General features: G+C 65.9%; 17 protein-coding genes. 6 read left to right on the forward strand and 11 right to left on the reverse strand.

Annotated elements, in window-relative coordinates; genetic code table 11:
• Positions 1-21: 21 nt before the first annotated feature.
• Entirely contained in the window at positions 22-825 is an 804-nt protein-coding gene (locus BLEFHOIH_RS12585) for an ATP-binding cassette domain-containing protein (protein WP_088345938.1), read from the reverse strand.
• A 362-nt stretch (positions 826-1187) separates the two neighbouring features.
• Between BLEFHOIH_RS12585 and BLEFHOIH_RS12590 the strand changes: the two genes are divergently transcribed.
• Positions 1188-2345, forward strand: coding sequence for a porin (locus BLEFHOIH_RS12590; protein ID WP_088345940.1), 1158 nt, complete (start codon positions 1188-1190; stop codon positions 2343-2345).
• Positions 2346-2606: 261 nt separating this feature from the next.
• Positions 2607-3509: a DMT family transporter gene (locus tag BLEFHOIH_RS12595; protein ID WP_088345942.1), complete on the forward strand. Its 903-nt coding sequence runs from the start codon at positions 2607-2609 to the stop codon at positions 3507-3509.
• Between the two features lie 80 nt (positions 3510-3589).
• Here the strand turns inward: BLEFHOIH_RS12595 and BLEFHOIH_RS12600 are convergent, their stop codons facing one another.
• The gene (locus BLEFHOIH_RS12600) at positions 3590-4168 is read right to left on the reverse strand and encodes an NAD(P)H-dependent oxidoreductase (RefSeq protein ID WP_088345943.1); all 579 of its coding nucleotides are present in this window, start codon (positions 4166-4168) and stop codon (positions 3590-3592) included.
• 99 nt (positions 4169-4267) lie between these two features.
• Here BLEFHOIH_RS12600 and BLEFHOIH_RS12605 point away from each other — a divergent pair, with 99 nt between their 5' ends.
• A complete protein-coding gene (locus tag BLEFHOIH_RS12605; RefSeq protein ID WP_088345945.1) occupies positions 4268-5239 on the forward strand; it encodes a LysR family transcriptional regulator in 972 nt (323 codons plus the stop codon).
• A gap of 43 nt (positions 5240-5282) precedes the next feature.
• Here BLEFHOIH_RS12605 and BLEFHOIH_RS12610 read toward each other — a convergent pair whose 3' ends face one another.
• Complete coding sequence (locus BLEFHOIH_RS12610; RefSeq protein ID WP_088345947.1) at positions 5283-6284, reverse strand: catalase family peroxidase; 1002 nt, start codon at positions 6282-6284, stop codon at positions 5283-5285.
• Positions 6285-6405: 121 nt separating this feature from the next.
• Positions 6406-7413, reverse strand: a complete 1008-nt coding sequence (locus BLEFHOIH_RS12615) for a DUF2891 domain-containing protein (RefSeq protein WP_088345949.1) — start codon at positions 7411-7413, stop codon at positions 6406-6408.
• A gap of 223 nt (positions 7414-7636) precedes the next feature.
• Between BLEFHOIH_RS12615 and BLEFHOIH_RS12620 the strand changes: the two genes are divergently transcribed.
• From BLEFHOIH_RS12620 to BLEFHOIH_RS12630, 3 genes are read left to right on the forward strand one after another with little or no spacing between them, the layout of a single operon-like run.
• The gene (locus BLEFHOIH_RS12620; protein WP_176427210.1) at positions 7637-8239 is read left to right on the forward strand and encodes a hypothetical protein; all 603 of its coding nucleotides are present in this window, start codon (positions 7637-7639) and stop codon (positions 8237-8239) included.
• Positions 8240-8265: 26 nt separating this feature from the next.
• On the forward strand, positions 8266-9444 hold the full coding sequence (locus BLEFHOIH_RS12625) for an efflux RND transporter periplasmic adaptor subunit (RefSeq protein WP_088345951.1): 1179 nt from the start codon (positions 8266-8268) through the stop codon (positions 9442-9444).
• Positions 9441-12566 carry an efflux RND transporter permease subunit gene (locus BLEFHOIH_RS12630; protein ID WP_088345953.1) on the forward strand — a complete coding sequence of 1042 codons (3126 nt, stop codon included), beginning with the start codon at positions 9441-9443 and terminating at the stop codon, positions 12564-12566. The genes BLEFHOIH_RS12625 and BLEFHOIH_RS12630 overlap by 4 nt, the downstream gene beginning before the upstream one ends.
• Positions 12567-13129: 563 nt before the next feature.
• On the opposite strand, the gene mutL is transcribed toward BLEFHOIH_RS12630, so the two are convergent.
• The 7 genes from mutL to BLEFHOIH_RS12665 all read right to left on the reverse strand — a co-directional run bounded on the left by mutL (position 13130) and on the right by BLEFHOIH_RS12665 (position 23098).
• Complete coding sequence (gene mutL / locus BLEFHOIH_RS12635; RefSeq protein ID WP_088345955.1) at positions 13130-14947, reverse strand: DNA mismatch repair endonuclease MutL; 1818 nt, start codon at positions 14945-14947, stop codon at positions 13130-13132.
• Positions 14895-16295 carry a glucose-6-phosphate isomerase gene (locus tag BLEFHOIH_RS12640; protein ID WP_088345957.1) on the reverse strand — a complete coding sequence of 467 codons (1401 nt, stop codon included), beginning with the start codon at positions 16293-16295 and terminating at the stop codon, positions 14895-14897. Before BLEFHOIH_RS12640 ends, mutL begins: the two co-directional genes overlap by 53 nt.
• Positions 16296-16311: 16 nt before the next feature.
• Positions 16312-17598, reverse strand: coding sequence for a pitrilysin family protein (locus tag BLEFHOIH_RS12645; RefSeq protein WP_245296990.1), 1287 nt, complete (start codon positions 17596-17598; stop codon positions 16312-16314).
• Positions 17599-17720: 122 nt separating this feature from the next.
• A complete protein-coding gene (locus BLEFHOIH_RS12650) occupies positions 17721-19079 on the reverse strand; it encodes a pitrilysin family protein (protein WP_245296991.1) in 1359 nt (452 codons plus the stop codon).
• 363 nt (positions 19080-19442) lie between these two features.
• The gene (locus BLEFHOIH_RS12655) at positions 19443-19913 is read right to left on the reverse strand and encodes a hypothetical protein (RefSeq protein ID WP_088345963.1); all 471 of its coding nucleotides are present in this window, start codon (positions 19911-19913) and stop codon (positions 19443-19445) included.
• Positions 19914-19944: 31 nt separating this feature from the next.
• Positions 19945-20490 (reverse strand): signal peptidase II, encoded by a 546-nt coding sequence (gene lspA, locus BLEFHOIH_RS12660; RefSeq protein ID WP_088345965.1) that lies wholly within the window; start codon positions 20488-20490, stop codon positions 19945-19947.
• A gap of 238 nt (positions 20491-20728) precedes the next feature.
• Complete coding sequence (locus tag BLEFHOIH_RS12665; protein ID WP_088345967.1) at positions 20729-23098, reverse strand: MMPL family transporter; 2370 nt, start codon at positions 23096-23098, stop codon at positions 20729-20731.
• Between the last annotated feature and the right edge of the window lie 70 nt (positions 23099-23168).

Below are 23168 nucleotides of genomic sequence, written 5' to 3' on the forward strand. Positions count from 1 at the left end.
AGGTTTGGCTTTGGATGTCCATCATTGCAGGATGTTGGACAGGAATTTCTGGCAAGCCTCGGTCTGGGGCCTGCGGAACAGCTCGGCCGGCGTCCCTTGCTCCGCGATCCCCCCCTGGTGCAGGAAGATCACCTTGTTCGAGACTTCCCGAACGAAACTCATTTCGTGGCTGACCACAACCATGGTGCGGCCTTCCGCCGCCAGGTCGCGCATCACCTTCAGCACTTCGCCGACCAGTTCGGGATCGAGCGCCGAGGTCGGCTCGTCGAACAGCAGGATCTTCGGCTCCATGCAGAGCGCCCGGGCGATTGCGGCCCGCTGCTGCTGGCCGCCCGAGAGCTGCGCCGGATAGGCATTGCGCTTGTCGGCGATGCCGACGCGGGCGAGCAGCGCCTCCGCCTTGTCGCGCGTCTCGGCTTTCGGCGCGTTGAGCACGTGGATCGGCGCTTCCATGACATTTTCGATGATGGTCTTGTGGGACCACAGGTTGAAGCTCTGGAACACCATGGCGAGGCGCGCCCGCATCAGCCGCACCGCCTTCTGGTCGCGGATGCGGCGCGGTCCGCCATCGTCCTGCGACAGCGGCAGCCGCACGCCGTCGATCCAGATATCGCCCCGGTCGGGAATGGCGAGAAGGTTGATGCAGCGCAAGAGCGTGCTCTTGCCCGAGCCCGACGCGCCGATCAGCGACACGACCTCGTGCTGGGCGGCTTCGAGTGAAACCCCCTTGAGCACTTCCAGCTCGGCGTAGCGCTTATAGATGTTCTGGACGCTCAAATAGGACTGGATGGGACCGGTAGAAGATCGCTCCGGCACTTCATCCATGATCTCGCCCCTTGGCGCAAGTTTTGCTCCAGCAGGCGCAATAAGCGCCCGCTTGACGCTAGCGTTAGTCCACATGGCCCGCAAGCTTTTTCAATCCCCTCCGGCGCCGGATTGGCGCCCTGCTGCAACCTCGATACGACATCACCTTCCGCCCCGCCCGATCCGTGAGCATTCGCTCCGATTGCAGCTTCCTAATTCAGCACCTGTGCCAAAGCTGCAACGCCACCAGTGCCTTAGGACGGCTCCATCATATTTAATTCTGGATTTAATCAAATTAAGCGGGAATCTTATGTTCCATCGAAGGGGATGGAGGCTGGGAGGCTGCCCGCCCTTCTTTAGGCACTCATGGGGGAGAGATATAGATGGTAAGTCGTATTACATTGGTCGCAGCTGCAAGCATGTTGCTTGGTGCTGCAATGACGCCGGCGAAGGCCGCCGACCTCGGCAAGGGCGGCGTTTCAGACCTGGAAGACCGCGTTGCTGAACTGGAAGCAACCGTTGCTCGCAAGGGCAACCGCGTCGTCACGCTGCAGCTCTACGGCACGGTCGCCAAGGGCCTGCTGATCTGGGACGACGGCAATGACTCCGACGCTTATGTCGTCGACAATGACGCGATCACCACGATCCTCGGCTTCAAGGGCGAAGCTCAGATCAATCCCGGCCTGAAGGCTGGTTACAAGATCGAACTCGGCGTGAGCGACTCCTCGTCGGCTGGCGTCAGCGCGACTGACGACGAAGGCGACGGCGGCGCGACACTCTCGATCCGTCAGAACAACGTGTATATCGAGAGCTCCACTTACGGCCGGTTCACGATCGGTCAGCAGTCGACCGCTTCGGACGGTGCAGCGGAAATCAGCCTCGCCAACACGCTGATCGTCGCCAATCCCGACCACACGCCGAACTTCGATGTTGTGAACGGCAGGGGCACAGTTCAGCAGTACGCCGCTGATTTTGATGGCGGCCGCGACGACCTGATCCGTTATGACTCGCCGTCCGTTTACGGCTTCATTTTGTCGGCCGCTTGGGGCGACGACAACTATTATGACGTAGCTCTGCGCTTCGCGAAGGAATTCAATTCCGTCAAGGTTGCAGCAGGTATTGCATACGCTAAGGCTGAAGACGATAACGTCACCTCCGATCTCGGCACGTACGAGCAGGTGGTTGGTTCTATCTCCGTGATGCATGTGCCGACCGGCCTGTTCGCCAACTTTGCGGCTGGCCAGCGTGACAACGAAGATACCGATGTCGAGGGTAGCTTCTACTTCGCGCAGGCCGGTATCGAACGGAAGTTCTTCTCATACGGCGCCACGACGCTGTATGGTGAGTACGGCAATTATGAAGACATTACCTTCGAAGGCACGAGTGCCGAACTCTGGGGCCTCGGCGTCGTTCAGCACATCGACGCAGCCGCAATGGACCTCTATGCTCAGGCTCGTTTCTGGTCGTTTGAGGACGATGCTTTGGCTGGTGACCCGGAAGATGTCTCCTCGCTCATGATCGGCGCGAAGATCGACTTCTAATTGCGATAATATCGCGGTGCTGGAGGGGCCCCTTCTCGGGGCCCCTTTCGTTTTTGAGAACTCCACCCGCCTGCGACTGATTCGTCTCCGAAGGCCGCCGCAGACCACGTAAGTGATTCGGCACTTGCCTACCTCCGCCCGGAATTGCTAGCGCCATAGCGACCGAATCGACCGGCGGCGGCGCTCAGCTCGCCGCGGTTGCGCTGCCATCGGCCTTTCGCGCCGCCGCGCGGGCCGGATAGCCGATAGCCAAGAGATCCAATGAACCGCCTTACAGCCGATTTCCTGCTGCTGCTCGCAGCCGCCATCTGGGGCCTCGCCTTCTATTTCCAGAAGGAGGCGATGAGCGACATTGGGCCGTTCCTGTTCATCACGGCGCGCGCGCTGGTCGCGTCATGCACCCTCGCCCCGCTGGCCCTGCTGGAATTACGCCGGCGCGCTAACGGGCCGGCCCGCCCGGCGATCGAGCCGCGCGGGCTGGTCAGGCTCGGCATGATGGGTGGAGTCGTCTTCTTCCTCGGCGCGGCCTTCCAGCAGACTGGCCTCCTCACCGCGACGATCACCAATGCCGGCTTCCTGACCGGCCTCTATGTCGTCATCACGCCCTTCATCATCTGGCTGACCGCCCGGCGCGCCCCGACCGGCGTCGTCTGGGCCGCTGTCGGGCTTGCCTTTACCGGGACATGGGCGCTCGGCGGCGGCACGCTGGCGAGCTTTTCCTATGGCGACGGGCTGATCGCCTTCTGCGCCATTTTCTGGGCGGTGCATCTGGTGGTGACCAGCCGCTCGCCGCGTTTCGGCGCGCCGATGACCTTCACCTTCATCCAGTTCGCGACCGTCGCCGTCCTCGCCGCGATCGCCGCGCTGATCGTCGAACCGATCTCTATCGCCGCGCTGGCCAGGGCCGCCGGGCCGATCCTTTATGTCGGCGTGCTGTCCAGCGCGCTCACCTTCACGCTGCTGGCCATCGCCATGAAGCACACGCCCGCCTCCGAGGCGGCCGTGCTGATGAGCATGGAAACGCTTTTCGCGGCGCTGGCAGGCGCGCTTCTGCTCGGCGAGCGGCTGCCGCCCATCGGCTGGCTCGGGGCGGCGCTGCTTTTTTCGGCGACGCTGATCGTGCAGCTCGCGCCACGCCCCAAGGTGCTGACCCATCCGGCTTAGAGCCGCGGGCGCCGAGACGCCAAGGCCAAGCGGGCCGGCTGGCCGTATGGGCGGTGACCAGCCGCGCCCCCCCCCGCCCTTTAAACCGCTGTCGCGCGCGCGTGTTTGAGGACTTTCGCCCACCAGGCGAGTTCGTCCAGCATCGGTACCGCCGTCTGCGCCAGATGCGGAAACTCCTCGAAGGATTTGCCTTGCTGCCAAAGCGCCATGAATTCGCCGCCGCCGATGTGTACGGCATTGCGAACGGAAACCATCTGCAGCTCCGTCGCGACCAGCCGCAACTGCTCGACGGCCCGCGCGCCGCCGACGCCGCCATAGCCGACAAAGGCGACCGGCTTGCGGATGAACTCCTTGGCCGCGTAGTCGAGCGCATTTTTCAGCACCGCGCTCGGCCCGTGATTATATTCGGGGGTGACCAGGATGAAGCCGTCGAGGCTGTCCAGCTTAGCGGCCCAGCGCTGCTGAACCTCATTCTCGATCGCACCCCATGCGGGCGAGAAAGGCTCATCGAACAGCGGCAGCTTGTAGTCGCGCAGGTCGATGAGCTCGAATGCGAGGTCGGTGCGCTGCGAGGCGATGCCGGCGATCCAGCGGGCGGGTTTCTCGCCGAAACGCTGCGGGCGGGTCGATCCGATGACGATGCCAATTTTCGGAGTCAAGGCGCTCTCCTGAGGGTTGTTCGTCCGGAAAAGCTAGGATCTGGCCACCCATCTCAAAAGCCTATATATTTAGATGGAACCCATCGGAGGGAACGATAGATGGCCCTCGACGGCCTTTCACTGGACCAATTGCGGACCTTCATCGCCGCCGCCGAGGAAGGCAGTTTTTCCGCCGCCGGCCGCAAGTTGAACCGTGCCCAATCGGTGGTCAGCCAGACGCTGGCCAATCTCGAAATCCAGCTCGGCGTGAAGCTGTTCGACCGCACCGCGCGCTATCCGAGCCTGACCGAGCATGGACGCGCATTGCTGAGCGATGCCAGGGCCATCGCCGACGGCATGGACGGCTTCAAGGCGCGCGCCCGCACCTTTACGGAAGGGCTGGAGCCGGAACTGTCGCTCTGCATCGACGCGATGTATCCGCTCTGCGCGCTGACCGAGGCGGTCGGCACCTTCCGCGAGGCCTTCCCCAGCGTGCCGCTGCGGGTGCATGTCGAGGTGCTGGGCGCGGTGATCGAGCCGGTGCTGAACGGAAGCTGCCGCATCGGCGTCGTCGGCACGTTGCCGGTGGTGCCGGATACGCTGCGCAAGGAGCTGCTGCTCGACGTGCCGATGACGACAGTCGTCGCGCCGAAGCATCCGCTTGCCTCATATGAAGGCATTATCCCGGACGCGGAATTGCGGAAGCACGTTCAGCTCGTGCTGACCGACCGCTCGAGACTGACGCAAGGCCAGAGCTACGGCGTCTACTCGCAAAGCAATTGGCGGCTGGCGGATCTGGGGGCCAAGCACGCCTTTTTACGCGCCGGCCTGGGCTTCGGGCACATGCCCCAGTTCATGGTGGCGGACGACATCGCCAGCGGCAGGCTCTGCGTCATCCGGGTCGCGATTCCCGCCACCCAGAGCCTGCTGATGCCGATGCACGCGGTCTATCGCAAGGACGCGCCGCCCGGCCCCGCCGGCCGCTGGCTCATCCACAGCCTGAAGCGGACCACCGTGGCCGAGGGCTTTGCCAAGATGCACGCTCTGCACGGCCGCGATGTCTCTCCGCCGACTGGCGCGGCATCGCTTTAAAGCGGCTTGGATGCGGGCGCGCCCCGCGATCCGCTCCCGCCGGCTATTGGCGCTCGCGGAAGGAGACCGGGTAGGCGGGCGAGCGGATGGCGATCATCGGGTCGGCGGGCTCGATGCCGGCGGGCACGCGCGACGGCAGGAACAGCAGCGACTTGTCCGCCTCCGCCGGGCGCGGCGCCATGCGGTCGATGCTGATGGTGCCGAGCTTGACGACGCGGTTGCTGTCCGGCCAGGCGACGGAAGGGTCGTCGGCGGCATCCGTGGGACCGGCGAGCTGGGCGAACCAGTCGAAATGCACCGGGCCGTCGGCGAGGCGCTTGGGCATGTCCTCCTGCAGATAGTCCGGCCCTCTCGCCGCGACCTGGCTGCCGCTGAGGAAATGCTCTCCCCCCATCGGCAGGAATTGGTAGCGGACGAGGACGCTCTCGCCCGCCGCGTCGGTGAACCGGAAGGCGTTGACGCCGAAATAGGCCAGGGTTGCGTAGCTGAACGGGTCGGGTTTCTGCGTCGTCAGGAAGGTCTTGGCGATCGGGTGGCCGGCGAGAAACGCATCGAGCCGCGACGGCTTGGCGGGGTCGGCGCGGCTGTCGGCGGCGGCCAGGAGCAATTCGCGGAACTCGGCGGCGCTGGCGACCGGGAAGCCGTTGAAACTTTGCGCCACGATGTCGGCCTCCGCGCCGTCCGGCAGCTTGAACTTGATCGCCATGCCGCGCGGATTGGCCATGCCGGCGGTATCGGAAATATCGGGGAAGCCGGTGAAATTGGAAAAGCGCACCGTCACCGGCAGCGCCGGCCCGGCGAAAAGCGCCGCGTGGCTGAGCGCCCTGGCTTGGCTGGTGGGGGTGAAGCTGCCTTCGGTGACGACGCCCTTGGCGTATATGGCGCGGCTGTGATGATCGCCGAAGGCGGCGTGAAGCGCCTCGACCATCTGTTCGGGCGTTGCCGGCGCGGGCTCGCCGGCAGTGGCGGCGGGCGTCCCGATGCCGAAGACCAGGACGGCGATGGCGGCGAGCCGGTCGATCGCGCGCGGATCTCGTGCGTTCATGCCCCTCTCCTGCCTTCGACGGCGGGGGGCTATTGTCGGCAGCTTCGCTTAAGAAGGTCTTGTCCGGATGGGCGGAATTGCGCCGATCCCGTCCGGACCCTGCGCGACCATGACCGACGGCTTACGCCTCCAGCGCGAGCACGGCAAAACTCGCCAGCCAGTGCTCGCCCATGTAGTCGCCGGTGAGGTGGGGGAGACCGGCCGCGAGATGGTCATCGGCGGCGGCCAGGGCGGCGGCGCGGCGGGGATCGTCCGCCGCGAGCGCCGAGGCGAGCGAGCGCCAGCACCAGGCCCGGCTCAGATTGAGGCCGTCCAGATGCGCGATCTTGCCGTCGGTGCGGTCGCTGACGGTGGCGGGGCGGAACAGCGTCGCCGGCTGCCGTTCGGCGAGACGGGGTAGGAAGCGGTCGAACCAGGGCAGGAACGCCTCAGGCGGGAGTAGCCGGCGCATGCATTCCGCCTCGATCAGCGCCGGGGACTGGAAATCGTCGCCGCTCGGCTCGCCCCAAGCCGGGCAGTCGGCATCGGCGCCGTACCAGCGGCGCGCCGTGTCGAGAAGCAGCGCGGCGAACGCCGCATCCCCGCTGACCGCCGCGTAATCAGCCGCCATTCTGAGGCCGAAGGCGGTGTTGAAATGCGTGCCGACGCGCACCGGATAGGTGGCGAGCGGCAGGAAGGCGCGGAAGCGCTCCGCGATGAGATCGGCAAGCGGCGTCAGCGCGCGGGACCAGCGCGGCTCGTCCGACAGCGCCAGTTCGGCGGCAAGCTTCAGCAGCCACGCCCAGCCATAGGGACGCTTGAAGCGGCGGGCGGTCGGTGCGGCGAAATAGGCGCATTCGCCGGCGACCTTGTCCGCCATGAATTGCCCGTCGAACAATGCCCGGATTTCGCCGGCGCGCGCCATGCCGGGGAAGCGGCGGAGAAGTCGAGCCAGCATCCAATAGCCATGCACGCAGGAATGCCAATCGTAGCTGCCATAGAAGATGGGATGCAGCGCGCTCGGCGTGCGCGCATCCTCCGGCCCGGCCAGCGCATGGTCGAGATTGTTGGGATATTCGCGCCGGACATGGCCGAGCGCGATACCGGCATAATGGTTGGCGAGATCGGCCGTTAAGCTCGGGACGGTCATCGATGCTCCTGGTCTCGGCGGGGTCCGAGGCGGCTTAGTACCGTGCCGGGGCGCGGAACTCAATCGGAGCCCGACGGCGGAACGCCCGCCCGTGTTGCGTCCTCTAGTGCGAAGACGGCAAGCCCGCGCAAATCATGACAATTCCTGCAAAGCAATCGCCCGGCCGAAATTAGAAATCTTCCAGTGTGAGGGCGATTGAACTCCAAGCGGAGGAGGCCCGTCCATGTCGAAACGCTGTGTGGCCGTTTTCCTGGCTTTGGCCCTTGTCCCAGGCGCGCCGGCTTTCGCCCAGTCGAGCGCGCCGGGTCCGACGGCGCCGCTCGGCGCGACCTCGCCGCTCGGCTTCGGACCCAGCTCACCGGTGGGCACGCCGGGCATTCCACTCGGCGCCATGGAATTGCCGACGCCCGGCGAAAGTCCGGTCATGCCGGGGACGATCGTGCCGGGCATGACCTCTACGGACATGGCCGGTCAGGGATCGCAGGGCCAGGCGATGACATCCTCGCCCGGCGGCGTCGCCGGCACGACATCGGTCGGCCGCGTCGGCATACCGCTCGGCGCCACCGAGATTTCGCCCGGCGGGCTGAGCCCGATGCCGCCGGTCACCCCCGTCGATCCCACGATGACCGGCCAGCCGGGCATGATGACCCAGGGCCAGAGCTCGACGATGTTTTCGCCCGGCGGGACGATCGGCTCGCCGGCGGCGCCGTCAGCGAGCGATTCGGCCAGCGGTGGTCCGTCAGCGAGCAGCTTCTCCAGCTCGGGGACCGGGATGGGAACGGGGTCGTTTCCGACGGTCGGGACGCAGTCGCGTATCCGCCGGTGAATTGAGCCGCCTAAGAGAGGTCCGCCATGCGACGCATGATTGCCGTTCCGGCCGCATTGCTGGTTGCCGTGCTGGCGGTCGCCGGCGGCCTCGCGGTGACGCATCGCTATCCGTTCGAGCTGCCCGCGCCGCCCGCCGCGCCCGCGCCGAAAATTCCGGTCGTCGCCGGCCCGGTGAGCAGCGGCAACGTGCCGATCTACCTGAGCGGCGTCGGCACGGTGATCGCCTATAACACCGTGCTGGTGCGCAGCCAGATCCAGGGCCAGATCGTCACCATGAACTTCACCGAGGGGCAGACCGTCAAGGCCGGCGACCTTCTCGCGCAGATCGACCCGCGCCCCTATCAGGCCCAGCTCGACCAGACCGTCGCCACCCGCGACCGCGATCAGGCGCAGCTCGCCAATGCCAAGGCCAATCTCGAGCGCTACGCCCAACTGGCGGCCAAGGGCGACGCCACCGCGCAATTGCTCGACACCCAGAAGGCGCAGGTGGCGCAAGTCGAAAGCGCGGTCAAGGCCGACGAGGCGCTGATCGAGGAGGCCAATGTCCAGCTCAGCTATACGCGGCTGACTTCGCCGATCGCGGGCGTGACCGGCATCCGGCAGGTCGATGTCGGCAACATCATTCACCCCAGCGACCCGAACGGCCTCGTCGTCGTTACCCAGATCGAGCCGATCTCGGTGATCTTCACCCTGCCCGAGACGGATCTGCCGCAGATCCAGCAGCAGATGGTCAAGGGCGCGCTCGCGGTGCTGGCCTATAGCCAGGACGACTCGATCCGCCTCGATCAGGGCAAGCTCGACCTCATCAACAACCAGATCCTGCAAACGACCGGTTCGATCCAGCTCAAGGCCGATTTTCCGAATAAGGATCACCGGCTCTGGCCGGGGCAGCTCGTCAATATCCGACTGCTGCTCGACACGCGGCAAAACGGGCTGACCGTCGCGGCCTCGGCGGTGCAGCTCGGGCAGAAGGGCTCTTACGCCTATGTCATCAAGCCCGATGGCACGGTCGAGCTGCGCGACGTCAAGGTGGCGCAGATCAGCCAGGGGCAGGCGCTGATCGATTCCGGCCTCAATGCCAATGAGCAGGTCGTCGTCGACGGGCAATACCGGCTTCAGCCCGGCGCTGCGGTGACGGTGCTGCACGGCAAGGCGGCGCAGGAAGCGGAGGAGCAAAGCGCCCAGCAGGTGCCGATCCCATGAACATCTCGGGGCCGTTCATCCGGCGGCCGATCGCGACGGCGCTGCTGATGGTTGGTTTGCTGGCGGCCGGGCTGGTCACCTATCCGCTCTTGCCGGTGGGCGCGCTGCCCAATGTCAACTATCCGACGCTCCAGGTCACCGCGCAGCTTCCAGGCGCCGATCCGGCCACGATGGCCGCCTCCGTCGCCACGCCGCTCGAATTGCAGTTCGGCCAGATCCCCGGCCTGACCCAGATGACCTCGGCCAGCGCGCTCGGCTTCACCCAGATCACCTTGCAGTTCGACCTCAACCGGCAGATCGACGGCACCGTCAGCGACACGCTCTCGGCCATCAATGCGGCGAGCGCGCAATTGCCGGCGGGCATCCCCTACCCGCCGACCATCCGTAAGGTCAACCCGGCCGACACGCCGATCCTGGTGCTCGGCCTGACCTCGGATTCGCTGCCGCTGACGACGGTCGACGCCTATGCCGAGAACATCCTGCTGCAGAAGATTTCGCAGATCTCCGGCGTCGGGCTGGTCGGCATCGGCGGCCAGCAGAAGCCGGCCATCCGCGTGCAGCTCAGCCCGGAGGCGCTGGCGACGCGCGGCATCAGCCTGGAGGACGTGCGCAACGTGCTCGGCCAGGCCAATGTCGACCTCCCCAAGGGCACGCTCAACAGCCCGCGCCAGACCTATACGCTGAACACCAACGACCAGCTCATGCAGCCCGAGCAATATGCCGATCTCATCATCGCCTATCGCAACGGCGCGCCGGTCCGCATCCGCGATGTCGGCCGCGCCATCAGCGCGGCGGAAAACGATCTGGTCGCCGGCTGGTACAACAAGCAGCGGGCGATCCTGCTGGCGATCCAGCGCCAGCCCGGCGCCAACGTCATCGAGACGGTGGACCGGATCAAGAAAATGCTGCCCGTGCTGCAAGCTTCGATCCCGGCGGCGATCAAGCTGAACATCATTTCCGACCGCACCGAGACCATCCGCGCCTCGGTCGCCGACGTGCAGTTCACGCTGATGCTTACCGTCGCGCTGGTGGTGATGGTGATCTTCCTGTTCCTGCGCAATTTCTGGGCGACGGTCATTCCCGCCATCACGGTGCCGCTGTCGCTGATCGGCACCTTCGCGGTGCTCTATGTGCTCGGCTACAGCCTGGACAATCTCTCGCTGATGGCGCTGTCCATCGCCGTTGGCTTCGTGGTGGACGACGCCGTCGTCGTCATCGAGAACATCGTCCGCCATATCGAGGAGGGCGCCTCGCCGATGGAGGCCTCGCTGAAGGGCGCCGGGGAAATCGGTTTCACTATCGTCTCGATCACCCTGTCGCTGATCGCGGTGTTCATCCCGCTTTTCCTGATGGGCGGCTATATCGGCCTGCTGTTCCGGGAATTCGCCGTCACGGTGAGCGTCGCGCTGGTGCTGTCGCTGCTGATCTCGCTGACGCTGACGCCGATGATGTGCTCGCGCCTGCTGAAGCCGGAGAGCAAGGACCATGGCTGGCTCTACCGCCTGTTCGAGCGCGGCTTCGACGGGCTGCTCGCCGCCTATGAGTCAGGGCTGAAGGTGGTGCTGCGCTTCCGCTTCATCACGCTGATGGTCATGATCGGCACCATCGTGCTGACCGGCTATCTCTATGTGGTGATCCCGAAAGGCTTCTTCCCCGAACAGGACACCGGCCTCATCATCGGCCAGTCCGAGGCGGCGCAGGATATCTCCTACCAGGCGATGGCGCAGCGCCAGCAGGCGCTGATCGACGCCGTGCTGCAGGATCCGGCCGTCGCTTCGACCGGCGCGCAGATCGGCGCGGGCGGCGGCACCACCACGGTCAATAATGGCCGCATCTTCATCGCCCTCAAGCCCAAGAGCGAGCGCGGCCCGATCGAGGAGGTCATCGCAAGGCTGCGCACCAATCTGGCGAAGGTGCAAGGCATCACGCTCTACATGCAGGCGGCGCAGGACATCACCATCGGCGGGCGGGTGTCGAAGACGCTGTATCAGTACAGCCTCGACGATGCCGACCCGGCCGAGCTCAGCCATTGGGCGGCGCTGTTTCTCGACCGTATCAAGGCCATCCCCGGCATCATCGACGTCACCAGCGATCAGCTCAATGCCGGGCCGATGCTCGACATCACCATCAAGCGCGAGGTCGCCGCCACCTTCGGCATCCAGCCGGCCGCCATCGACAATTCGCTCGACGACGCCTTCGGGCAGCGCATCGTCTCGACCATCTACAGCACGCTGAACCAGTATCATGTGGTGATGGAAGTCGACCCCAAATTCCAGTTCGGGCCGGAATCGCTGAATTACATCTACGTGCCGTCATCGACCGGGCAGCAGGTGCCGCTGGCGACGCTGGTCGATACCGTCTCGACCATCGCGCCGCTCGTCGTCAACCACCAGGGCCAGTTCCCCTCGGTGACGATCTCGTTCAACCTCAAGCCCGGCACGGCCATCGGCGAGGCGGTCAGCGCCATCCAGCAGGTCGAGAAGGATCTGGGCAAGCCGCTCTCGCTGCAGACCAGCTTCCAGGGCAATGCGCAGGCATTCGCTGCCTCGCTGTCCAGCACGCCGATCCTCATCGCGGCGGCGCTCTTCGTCATCTACCTGATCCTGGGCATTCTCTATGAGAGCCTGATCCACCCGATCACCATCATCTCGACCCTGCCTTCGGCGGGTCTTGGCGCGCTGTTGCTGCTGATGGCGGTCGGCATGGACCTGAGCGTGATCGCCATTGTCGGCATCATCCTGCTGATCGGCATCGTCAAGAAGAACGGCATCATGCTCGTCGATTTCGCCCTGCAGGTGGAAAAGAGCGAGGGCCTGAGCGCCGAGGAGGCGATCCACCGCGCCGCCGTGCTGCGCTTCCGGCCGATCCTGATGACGACGATGGCGGCGCTGCTCGGCGGCATACCGCTGATGCTCGGCACCGGCGTCGGCTCGGAGCTGCGCCAGCCGCTCGGCTACACCATCGTCGGCGGCCTGCTGCTGTCGCAGATCCTGACCCTCTATACGACGCCGGTCGTCTACATCTATCTCGACCATCTGCAGAGCTGGATCTTCGGCGAGAGGAAGCGCGAGCCCGCTCCGGAGGCGGAGCCCGCCCGCACCGAGCCGGTGCCGGCGGAGTGAACGGCGCGCGAAGGCGCCGGTCACGCAGGGCCGTCAGACGGAACCGGCTCACGCATCTCATCTAAGCCGCAGCCTTTCCCTCTCCCATGGGAGACCTTTGCAAAACTTCGATTCCTTCGCCCCGGCCGTTAGAGCCGGGGCCCACTCGCCTCTCCACTTGCCGCAGCAATAGCGGAAATATGATTGGGTCNGGGGCCCACTCGCCTCTCCACTTGCCGCAGCAATAGCTGAATATGATTGGGTCCCGGCTCGGCCTGACGGCCGTCCGGGACGACGGGGAGAGGACCTTCGATACGCAAAGGTCTCCCATGGGAGAGGGGACCTGGCTGCGGATTGGTTGAGGGTCGTGCGCTGGCTCCCGCTTGAACTATCCTCGTCCAACAGCTCAGTTGCGATCTCTGCGATTGCTCACCTCGCGATGTCATCCCCGCGAAGCGGGGATCCAGTAAAGGGCAACAACCGCCGACAGGCTGTGCCTTACCGCGATTGCTGCGGAGTCCTCGATCTCCGCTTTCGCGGGGATGACAAAAAGGGGCTCGACTTACGCTGCTTGCGGTCACGCGCTAGCGCCGCGCGAACAGCTTCTCGATGTCGGAGAGTTGCAGCTCGATGAAGGTCGGGCGGCCGTGGTTGCATTGGCTGGCGTTGGGGGTGGCTTCCATCTCGCGCAGCAGGGCGTTCATCTCCTCCGGCTTCAAGAGGCGGCCGGCGCGGACGCTGCCGTGGCAGGCGATGCGGGCGCAGATCTCGTGCAGGCGCTCCTCCAGGCCCGAGGCCGTGCCGAGCGCTTCCAGCTCTTCGGCGAGGTCGGCAACGAGGGCCTTGATATTGCCCTTGGCCAGCAGGGCCGGGACTTCGCGGACGAGGATGGCGCCCTCGCCGAAGGGCTCCAGCACGAGGCCGAGGCGGGTCAGCTCACCGGCGCGGCTGGCGAGCAGGGCGGCGCTGACGGCGTCCAGCTCGACCACTTCCGGGATCAGCAGCATCTGCCGCTCAATGCCGCCATTGGCGAGCGCCGCTTTCAGCTTCTCGTAGACGAGGCGTTCATGCGCGGCGTGCTGGTCCACGATGACGACCGAATTGCCGGTTTCCGCCACGATATAGGTCTCGTGCAATTGCGCGCGGGCGGCGCCGAGCGGGCGGTCGAGCAGATGCACGGGCGGCGGCTCCTGCGCGGCGGTGGCATTGGCGCTGATCGCGGCGACGCCATCGAGCGGCATCTGCCAATCCTCGGCGAAGCCGCCGCCGGCATATCGGCCGCCGGACGGCCGGGCAGGGTAGGGCGCCGGGCGCCATGCAGTCGCCGCGCTCGCATTGCGGCTACCTGGCACGGCGCCGCCGAACGCCATCGCCGCTCCGGCGAGCGCGGCGCTGGTCTTGACGCCGCCAGCCTCCAGCGCCCGGCGGATGGCGCTCACCACCAGCCCGCGCACCAGCGCGCTGTCGCGGAAGCGCACTTCGGATTTGGCCGGATGCACGTTCACATCCACCTCTTCCGCCGGAAGCGTGACGAACACCACCGCCATCGGATGGCGTCCGCGCGGCACGAGATCGCCATAGGCCGCACGTACGGCGGCGAGCAGCAGGCGGTCCTTCACCGGGCGGCCATTGATGAAGAGATATTGCATCTGCTGAGTGGGGCGGCTGAGCGTCGGCAGCCCGGCAAAGCCGCCGATGCGCGCGCCTTCGCGCTCTGCCGCGAGCGGCACGGCGTCTGCCGCGAATTCCTTGCCCATCACGCGGGCGAGACGCAGCCGCAAGCCTTCCCCGTCGCCATCCTGCACCGCCGGGAAACTCGCCCCGACCCGGTCCCCGCTCGACATCGAAAAGCCGATCTGCGGAAAGGCCAGCGCCACGCGCTTCACCAATTGCGCGATGGCGGCATTCTCGGCGGCTTCCGATTTCATGAATTTCAGCCGCGCGGGCGTCGCATAGAACAGGTCGCGCACCTCGACCCGGGTGCCGCCGTTCAGCGCCGCCGGCCTTGGACCGGTTTTGCGCCCCGCATTGACCTCGATCTCGAAGCCCGGGCCGCCGCCGCGCGGCTTCGACGCGATGGTCAGCTTCGCCACCGAGCCGATCGAGGGCAGCGCCTCGCCGCGAAAACCGAGCGTCGCGATGCGCAGCAGATCCTCGCCCGCCAGCTTGGACGTCGCATGGCGTTCGACGGAGAGCGCGAGATCGTCCGCGTCCATGCCGTCGCCGTCGTCGGTGATGCGGATCAGGCCGAGGCCGCCGCCGGTCGCCACGATCTCGATATTGCGCGCGCCCGCGTCGATGGCGTTCTCGACCAGTTCCTTGACGGCGCTGGCCGGGCGCTCGATGACCTCACCCGCCGCGATCCGGTTGATGAGCTGAGGCGGTAGCTGGCGTATCGGCATTGCTGTCCCCAACCGCCATGGCTGCAAGCCGCTCCTTGGTCAGGCGCTTGCCGAGCTCCACGGCGGGCTGATCGAACGGATCGGCGCCGAGCAGTTCGGCGGCGAGAATCGTCTCAAGCATGAAATGCATCATCAGCCAGCCGAGGCTCCATTCGTCAAGCCGGGGCAGCTCGATTATCCTCACCGGTCTTTTATGGGCGACGAAGGCGTCGGTGATGGCCTTGGTCTGCGCCATGACCAGTTCGCCGACCGTGCGGCCGCCGAGATAGTCCGCGCCGGCCAGCGCCGCGAGATCGGCGGGCATCGGCGCGGTGTCTTCCTCCGGCAAGGCGGCGAGGCGGATGATGGTGGTCAGATGGTCCTGCGCGCCGCCGAGATAGAGCTGCAACTGGCTGTGCTGGTCGACCGGGCCGAGCGCGGCGACGGGCGTGGTGCCTTCCGAATCGTTCTTGCCGAGGCTCTCGGCCCAGAGCTGCACATACCAATCGGAGAAGCGCGCCAGCCGGTCGGCATAGGGCATCAGCACGGAAATATTGACGCCGCGCTCCTTGGCGAAACCGGCCGCCAGCGCCGCGCCGAGCGCGGGCGGGAAATCGGCGGGCTCGGCGGCGGCTTCGAGCGCCTCGAGCACGGCTTGGCCGCCGGCGCGGAAGGCGTTGAAATCGAGGCCGCGCGCGAAGGCCGGGATCATGCCGACATTGCTGAAGACCGAGAACCGGCCGCCGATGTCGCTGCGATGCGGCAGCATCGGCACGCCGAGCGCGGTGAAGAGTGCGCGCAGCCCGTTGGTGACGCCGGGCCGCTCCGGCTCGGTGATGCCGAGGAACAGGCGCGGGATGTCGGCTTCGCGGCCCTGCTCGCGCAGCCGGCCCATCACCGTCAGCGTCTGGCTGAGGGTTTCGGCGGTGTTGCCGGATTTGGAGATGACGACGTAGCGGGTGGTGTCGGGGTCGAGGATTTCGAGGCCCTTGGCGAGCGAGAGCGCGTCGAGATTGTCGTAGAAGCGCAGGCGCGGGCGGCGGCCCTTGCCGATGCGGTCGTCGCCCGGGATGAACCAGCCGCCGAGCTGGGCGAGCGCCTGTCCGCCAAGGCTCGACCCGCCGGTGCCGAAGATGACCAGAACGCGGGCGCCCTCGACGAGCCTGTCATAGGCCGCCTCGGCCTCCGCGAGATCCGCTTCGTCCGAGAGCACGGCAAGCGGTCCGAGGCTCTTCTCGCGCGCCTGGCGCTTCAGCTCATCGAGGCGCGGACCGAGCGTGTCGGTCCAGCGCGCCAGTTCGTCTTCGCCGAGCCCGAGCGCGCCGATGGCGCTGTCCAGGCAGCCGTCAATCCGGTGCGTGATGGTCATGCACCGACATTAACGGTCAGCCGCGCGGAAGGGAAGCGGGAGCGGCAGGCTTTTCTCCGGTCGAGGTCAGCCCTTCCGGCTGGCCGACGATGGTGATGACCATGTCGTCGGGCTTGATGATCTTCGCCGCGCGCTTGATGTCGGCCATGGTCACGGCTTCAACCAGCGCGTTGCGCTTGTCGATATAGTCGATGCCGAGATCCTCGATCTGCTGCCAGAGCACGATCTGCGCGATCGACTGGCTGGAGCTGAAGCGCAGCGCGTAGGAGCCGGTCAGATAGCGCTTGGCGTCGTCCAGCTCGGCCTGAGTCGGGCCGTCGGTGGCGATGCGGTTCAGCGTCTTCTTGATGACTTCCAGCGATTCGCCGACCGACTTGTTCTCGGTGGCGACGCCGCCGAGCAGGATGCCGGCCCGCTCCAGCGGGTAGAGATAGGTGTAGACCGAATAGGCCAGGCCCCGCTTCTCGCGCACTTCCTCCATCAGCAGCGAGGCGAAGCCGCCGCCGCCGATGATGTAATTGAGGATGTAGGCGGCCATGAAGTCCTCATCCTTGCGCTTGGGACCGGGCTGGCCGAACATCACCACCGATTGCGGCATGGCCATCGGGATGATCTTACTGCGCGGCTCAGTGTGCCAGACGGCTTCGGGGATGGGCTTCAGCTCGGCCTTGGCCGGCAGCGCGCCGAAAATGCCGTCGAGGCGCTGGGCGAGTTCGGCCGCGTCGATGTCGCCGACCACCGAGACATAGAGATTGTCGCGGGCGAAATTGCGCTTCACGTAGCCCTTCAGATCCTCGGGGGTGATGCTGGCGACGGTCGTCGCATCGCCCTTGGTCGGCACCGCATAGGGGTGTCCGGCGAAGACCTGGGCGAACCAGGCGCTGGATGCGACCTGATCGGGGTCTTCATTGTCGGTCTTGATGAGGGTGAAGATCTGCTCGCGGACGCGGTCGACGGCGTCCTGGTCCATGCGGGGCTGGCTGAGCACGAGGCCGAGCAGGCGGAAGGCTTCGTCCTTGTTCTTGGTCAAGGTCTTGACGCCGCCGGTCAGGACGTCGCGGCTCGCCTCGAAGCCGATCTCGATGGCCTGGCCTTCGAGCAGCTCCTGGAATTCCTGGCTGCGGATGTCGCCGGCGCCCTCGTCCAGCGTGCCGCTGACGAAATAGGCAAGCCCTTCCTTGTTCGCCGGGTCCTGGCTGCTGCCGCCCTTGAAGCCGAATTGCATGGCGATCAGCGGGAGGGTGTGATCCTCCACCAGCCAGGCTTCGACGCCTTTGGGACTGACGACCTTTTGAATCTGCATGGCCTGTGCCGGAGCAATGAGGAAGAACAGAGTGAAGAGGGAAGATGCAGCCAGCGACGCCGCGCGCTGGGCGCTTCGGCTCTCACCGTCTCGATTACGCCGCCAGAACATGGGGTCAAATCCTAGTGGATGGTGTCGGTTGGGCCGGGGACGGACACTTTGCCGCGCGCAGCCAGCGTCTTGTTGACGGCAAGCAGCTCGCCGGTGACGGAGCGCTTGAGGTCGAGATATTTCTGCGCCGCGGTCTGGATGTCGGCCAGCGTCACCGCTTCGAGGCGCTTGGCACGGTCCTTCATGTCGGCGATCGAGCGGCCGGTGACCATGGCCCAGCCATAGGTGCGGGCCTGATTGAACTGGCTGTCTTCCTTATAGACCAGTTCGGCGATCTGGGCGTTGCGGGCGCGGGTCAGTTCGGGCTCGGTAACGCCCTTGTCGCGCACTTCGGCGATGACTTCGTCGGCGGCGGCTTCGATCGCCGAGAGCGGGGTGTCGCCCGCCGCGACCGCATAGAGGCCAAAGGTGCCGGAATCGAGGCTTTCGCCGCCATACCATGCGCCCGCCGCCGAGGCTTTCTTATCCTCGACCACCAGCTTCTTGTAGAGGCGGCCGGTGCTGCTCGAGCCGATGATGGCAGAGAGCAATTCCAGCGCTTCGGCCTCGCGGTCTGCGGCGGTGGCGTAGGAGGGGGCCAGATATTGGCGCGACAGCGTGTCCTTGGCGACGCGCGGATCCTTCAGCACGACGCGGCGGGGCGCCTGCGGCTCGGGCTCGTCGACGCGCTGGCGTGTGAGCGTCAGGCCGGTGGGCTTGACCTTGCCGTAGGTCTCGTTGGCCAGCTTGATGACGGCTTCAGGCTCGACATCGCCGGCGACGACCAGGATGGCGTTATCGGGCGAGTAGAAGCGCTTGTAGAAGTCCAAGGCGTCCTGGCGGCTCAGCGACTTGATCTCGTGCTCCCAGCCGATGACGGGAATGCCGTAAGGGTGGGCGAGATAGAGCGCGGCGCTCATCTGTTCGGACAGGATGCTGCCGGGGTCGTTGTCGACGCGGGTGCGGCGCTCTTCCAGCACCACCTTGCGCTCATTGACGACGTCCTCCTCCAGCAGCCGCAGGTTGACCATGCGGTCCGCCTCCATATCCATCACCAGCGGCAGGCGGTCGGTGGCGACGCGCTGGAAATAGGCGGTGGTGTCCTGGGTGGTGAAGGCGTTGTCCTGGCCGCCATTGCGGGCGACGATCTTGGAGAATTCCGCCGGCGCGATCTTCTGCGTGCCCTTGAACATTAGGTGCTCGAGGAAATGGGCGATGCCGGACTTGCCCTGCGGCTCGTCCGCCGCTCCGACTTTATAGAAGACGATATGGGTGGCGACTGGCGCGCGGTGATCGGGGATGACGACCACTTCCATGCCGTTGGCTAATTTCGTGTGGGTAACGTCCGAACTCGCGGCGGAGGCGGCCGACGCCGAACCGATCAAGACCATCAGGGATCCCAGAGAGGCCAGAATTCGACTGTGCAACACAATGACACCGTGTTGGTGAACGAGGAATTTATCCGTGCGGCAGTATCCCATGGGACTGCACAGCGACAAGTTACAATTTGGACAGGCCGACGCAAAGCCTAGTGGCCCGGGCGGTTAATTTCTGCTCGGGCCGCCGCCGGGAACAACGGGCGAAATCCATGCTGAATCTTGGTGAAACGCCCGCTGTATCTGGAGCGGCGCGCCGTCATTGTGCCAGAAACGGACACGCCCGGCGCGATTGCGGCCGGGCGTAGCATTTTCGGTCTACCATACGGCTAAAGGCGGATGCGCAGCGGCCTAGGCCGCTCGGCCTAGGCTCGCACGCTATTGCTGCTGTTCGACCTGATCCTTGCTGTTCAGGTTTTTGCTGATCGCCTTGCCCAGTTTAGACGGGCAGCGCGCCTCCCGGCCGACATTCTTCTCGAATTCGGTGATGTTGGCCTTCTTGCTCCAGTCGCCCTCGGCGCAATATTTCTCCTGGGCGGCGGTCTCTTCGTCGGCCTTGCGCTTCTTGATCTGGTCAGCGTCCTGCGGCCAGTTCTGCTTGCCGTTGATGCTCGCGGTGTGGGTGCCGGGCTCGGGCAGCTTGTCGGTCGAAGGCGGCACGACAAGGCCGGTGCGTTCCGGCAGGTCGTCATCGTCCTTCTTCTTGGCCGTGAAATTGATGCCGACCGCGTCCAGGATCGGCGCGTCGACATCGACGCCGACACCACCGGCGCAGCCGCCGAGAGCGACGGAACCGCCCAGAAGCGAAGCGATCGCCAAATTGCGCAGCAGCCGGACAGTGCTAACCATTGGATTCCCCCGAATCGCCATTATTGCTGATTTATACGCCTTTTGGGACTTTTGTGTGACTCGAGAACGCCCAGTCCAGCATCAGCCCGATGACGCCCGCGGTGATCGCGACATCGGCGATGTTGAAGACGTACCAGTAGAATCCGGCATAGTGAAAGGAAAAGAAATCGGCCACCGCGCCATGCACGATGCGGTCGCAGATATTGCCGAGCGCCCCGCCGGCGATCAGCCCCAGCGAAATGGCGGCCAGCCGCGAGCCGGCATTGCCGATCCACAGAATGAGCGCCACGACCGCGATCGCCGAGACCGCCGTCAGGGCGATCCGCCCCGCATCGCTGTCCTGCTGCAAGAGGCCGTAGGAAATGCCGGGGTTCCAGCGCAGCACCAGATCGAAGAAGGAGGTCATCACGACCTTGCCGCGCTCGCCGATGCGGTAGATGTCCAGCATCCAATATTTGTGGAGCTGATCGGCGGCGAAGGCGACCAGCGCGACGGCGAGGCCGAGCAGGCTGAACCGGCCCCAGAGGCGGGCGCCGCCGAGCCAATGATGCCCGATCTCCTTGCCGATTTCCGACATGCCCTTGACCTTCTGGTTGCACCGGGAGCCATGCTCGAGGAGAGCCTCGGACTCCTTTCGAAATCCCCGCGAAGGCGGGGATCCAGTAATTACAAACTCTGGGCCGGGGCTCTGCCCGTCCCGAAATGCTGCGGCGTACTGGATCCCCGCCTTCGCGGGGATTGCGCCGGTATGTATGTCGAACGCGTCCCTGCTGACCCGCTCACCTTCGCATGGCTAGCGGCGTGCGGCGGGGCCGTCAAGTCGCGGCGGATGAGAGATCGTTGCTGCCGCGCGAAAACCGGCGCCGCGCGGCGTTTTCGGCGCGCTTCACCAGGAGCATGCAGGCCGGCAGCAGGAGCAGGCCGCCGACCATGGCCGCGATCAGCGTCGTCGCGCTGAGGCGTCCGAACAGCCGCAGCGAGGGCAGGTCGGAGAACACGGTGACGGCGAGGCCGCAGGCCAGCACGATGCTGGTGAGGATCAGCGCCGGTCCCATCAGCACGGCGGCGCGGGCCGTTGCGGCTTCCGGGTCGCGGCCCGGCCGGTCTTCCAGGCGCAGCCGGTTGAGATAATGGATGGTGGCGTTCAGCCCCAGCCCGAAGGCGACCGTCAGCGCGATGATGCTGGCAAATTGCAGGCCCTCTCCCGTCAGCGCCAGCGAGGCGCCCGCCGTCACCACCGGGAACAGGCCGGGCAGCAGGCTGACCGCGCCCATCAGCAGCGAGCGGAAGGCGAGGCCGATCAGCACCGAGACGATCAGCATTTCCGCCGTGAGCATGAGGTTGATCTTGTGGATCATGGCGCCGCTATTGCGCGCGGCGATCACGGCAAGGCCGCTGACCGAGATCTGGTAGCCGGGATAGGCCTCGCGGACGGTGTCGAGCGCCTTGTCCAGCGTGTTGACGGTCGGCAGCAGGTCGCTGGCGTCGATGTCGGGGATGCGGCCGGTGACGACGGCGGCGTCCTGCTCGGGCGTGACGAAGCGCTGTGTCAGATGGGCCGGCAGGAGGCCGACATAGGTTTGCAGGATGGGGATTTCGGTCTGGCCGGATTCGGCGAGCCAGCGCACCATGGTCTCCACCGACCAGACATTGCCGACGCCCGCCTGCTTCTCGACCACCCGGTGTACGGCGGCGATGACGGCCAGCGGTCCGGGCGAATAGACGGTCTCGCCCGGCGGCAGCTCGATCATGACGTCGACCGGATTGGCGCCGGTGAGTTTGGAGTCGAGACGGCCGGCGGCCTGCACGGCCTGCTCGCGGTCCGGCACCTGATCGGCGAGGCGGTAGCGCGGCTCCAGCGTGATATGCGCGACGCCAAAGCCGATGACGAGGCCGAGCCCCAGCCCGGCAAAGGCACAGGGCCGCCGCGTCACCCGCCCCGCGACCCAGGCGCAGAAGCGGCGCAAGAGCAGCATGGCGCCGTCCTTCTCGGCGAGGCGGGCGGCGATCCGGCTGTCATGGCTGAGCAACAGCATCGCCAACAGCGGCAGCACCAGGATGACGGCGAGGAAGGTCACGCCCATGCAGACCGCTCCGGCGATGCCGAAGGTCTGGATCAGGGCCGAGTCGGCGAAGGTGAGCGCGAAGAACGAAAGGGCGGCCGTCGCGCCATTCAGGAAACAGGCGGGGCCGACGACGAGGATGGCGTATTTGGTCGCCTCATAGCGGCTGTCGCCCGCCAGCATGCGGTCGCGCAGGGCGAAGGTCATCTGCATGGAATCGGCAAAGCCCATCACCATGGTCAGCGGCGCGATGACGTTGAGGAACAGATTGAGCTGGAAGCCGGACCAGCCCAGCGCGCCAAGCGACCAGAGCACGGCTATGGCGGGCGGCACCGCGGCAATCGCCATGAAGGAGATGTGCCGGAAGAAGATCATGGCGATGATGACGCCGATCAGGAAGCCGAGCCCGTTATAGATGACGCGGTCGCGCTGCACGGCATTGCGGATTTCGAGCTGCATCACCGGAGCGCCCGCGAGCTGCGCGGTGAGGCCGGTGCCTTGCAGGTTCTGCGCCGTGGTCGCGCCGATTTCGCGGATGGCGTCGTCGAGGGCGGGGCCTTGCGCCGTTACGGGATCGAGCGCGACGACGATCAGCGTCAATTGCCCGTCGCTGGAGAGGATTTTGCCGGAGATGATCCGGTTGTCCTTCACCTGATGGATGAAGGCGTCGTAAGCCTCGCCCTCGGGCAGCGGCTCGGGGAAGAGCGGCGGTGGCAGCCGGCCCGGCTCGGGCGAGGCGCGGGCGGAGAAGATCGAGATCAGGCCGCGCATGCCGGGCACGAACTGCATTTCGATGACGGTGTTGCGCAGGGCCTCGATCGATTCGCGCGCCAGCAGATTCGGCCCTTCGACCACGACCAGCACGTCATATTCGCTGGAGGGGAAGCGGCTCGACAGTTTTTCATAATTGCGGAAATCGGGCGTGTTGGCGCGGAACAGCTCGGTCAGCGAATCATCGACCCGGATGCGGCTGATGCCGAAGGCGGCGAGCGTGGAGACGGCGATGACGATGACGAGCGTCAGCCAGCGGAAGCGCATGGCGACGAGGCCGATCCGCTCGGCGCCGAGGCTATAGGAGAGCCAGCCTTCCGGGGGGAAATCGGGCTCGATATGTTTCTGCATGTGCGGCTCCCCGCGTCGCCCTCCGCCTGCCGCAGGGTGCACAAGCTTTAGTCAAACGGGGGGTGGGAGG

This window comes from Rhodomicrobium sp. R_RK_3 (assembly GCF_002198715.1).
Classification (GTDB): domain Bacteria; phylum Pseudomonadota; class Alphaproteobacteria; order Rhizobiales; family Rhodomicrobiaceae; genus R-RK-3.

What these genes read in the sequence shown, in the direction of transcription:
- BLEFHOIH_RS12650 (WP_245296991.1), bottom strand. Translation starts at nt 19,079, where the DNA reads ATGGTCTTGATCGGTTCGGCGTCGGCCGCCTCCGCCGCGAGTTCGGAC.
- lspA (WP_088345965.1), bottom strand. Translation starts at nt 20,490, where the DNA reads ATGTCGGAAATCGGCAAGGAGATCGGGCATCATTGGCTCGGCGGCGCC.
- BLEFHOIH_RS12605 (WP_088345945.1), top strand. Translation starts at nt 4,268, where the DNA reads ATGGCCCTCGACGGCCTTTCACTGGACCAATTGCGGACCTTCATCGCC.
- BLEFHOIH_RS12620 (WP_176427210.1), top strand. Translation starts at nt 7,637, where the DNA reads ATGTCGAAACGCTGTGTGGCCGTTTTCCTGGCTTTGGCCCTTGTCCCA.
- BLEFHOIH_RS12625 (WP_088345951.1), top strand. Translation starts at nt 8,266, where the DNA reads ATGCGACGCATGATTGCCGTTCCGGCCGCATTGCTGGTTGCCGTGCTG.
- mutL (WP_088345955.1), bottom strand. Translation starts at nt 14,947, where the DNA reads ATGCCGATACGCCAGCTACCGCCTCAGCTCATCAACCGGATCGCGGCG.
- BLEFHOIH_RS12655 (WP_088345963.1), bottom strand. Translation starts at nt 19,913, where the DNA reads ATGGTTAGCACTGTCCGGCTGCTGCGCAATTTGGCGATCGCTTCGCTT.
- BLEFHOIH_RS12590 (WP_088345940.1), top strand. Translation starts at nt 1,188, where the DNA reads ATGGTAAGTCGTATTACATTGGTCGCAGCTGCAAGCATGTTGCTTGGT.
- BLEFHOIH_RS12630 (WP_088345953.1), top strand. Translation starts at nt 9,441, where the DNA reads ATGAACATCTCGGGGCCGTTCATCCGGCGGCCGATCGCGACGGCGCTG.
- BLEFHOIH_RS12645 (WP_245296990.1), bottom strand. Translation starts at nt 17,598, where the DNA reads ATGCAGATTCAAAAGGTCGTCAGTCCCAAAGGCGTCGAAGCCTGGCTG.
- BLEFHOIH_RS12610 (WP_088345947.1), bottom strand. Translation starts at nt 6,284, where the DNA reads ATGAACGCACGAGATCCGCGCGCGATCGACCGGCTCGCCGCCATCGCC.
- BLEFHOIH_RS12585 (WP_088345938.1), bottom strand. Translation starts at nt 825, where the DNA reads ATGGATGAAGTGCCGGAGCGATCTTCTACCGGTCCCATCCAGTCCTAT.
- BLEFHOIH_RS12595 (WP_088345942.1), top strand. Translation starts at nt 2,607, where the DNA reads ATGAACCGCCTTACAGCCGATTTCCTGCTGCTGCTCGCAGCCGCCATC.
- BLEFHOIH_RS12615 (WP_088345949.1), bottom strand. Translation starts at nt 7,413, where the DNA reads ATGACCGTCCCGAGCTTAACGGCCGATCTCGCCAACCATTATGCCGGT.
- BLEFHOIH_RS12665 (WP_088345967.1), bottom strand. Translation starts at nt 23,098, where the DNA reads ATGCAGAAACATATCGAGCCCGATTTCCCCCCGGAAGGCTGGCTCTCC.
- BLEFHOIH_RS12640 (WP_088345957.1), bottom strand. Translation starts at nt 16,295, where the DNA reads ATGACCATCACGCACCGGATTGACGGCTGCCTGGACAGCGCCATCGGC.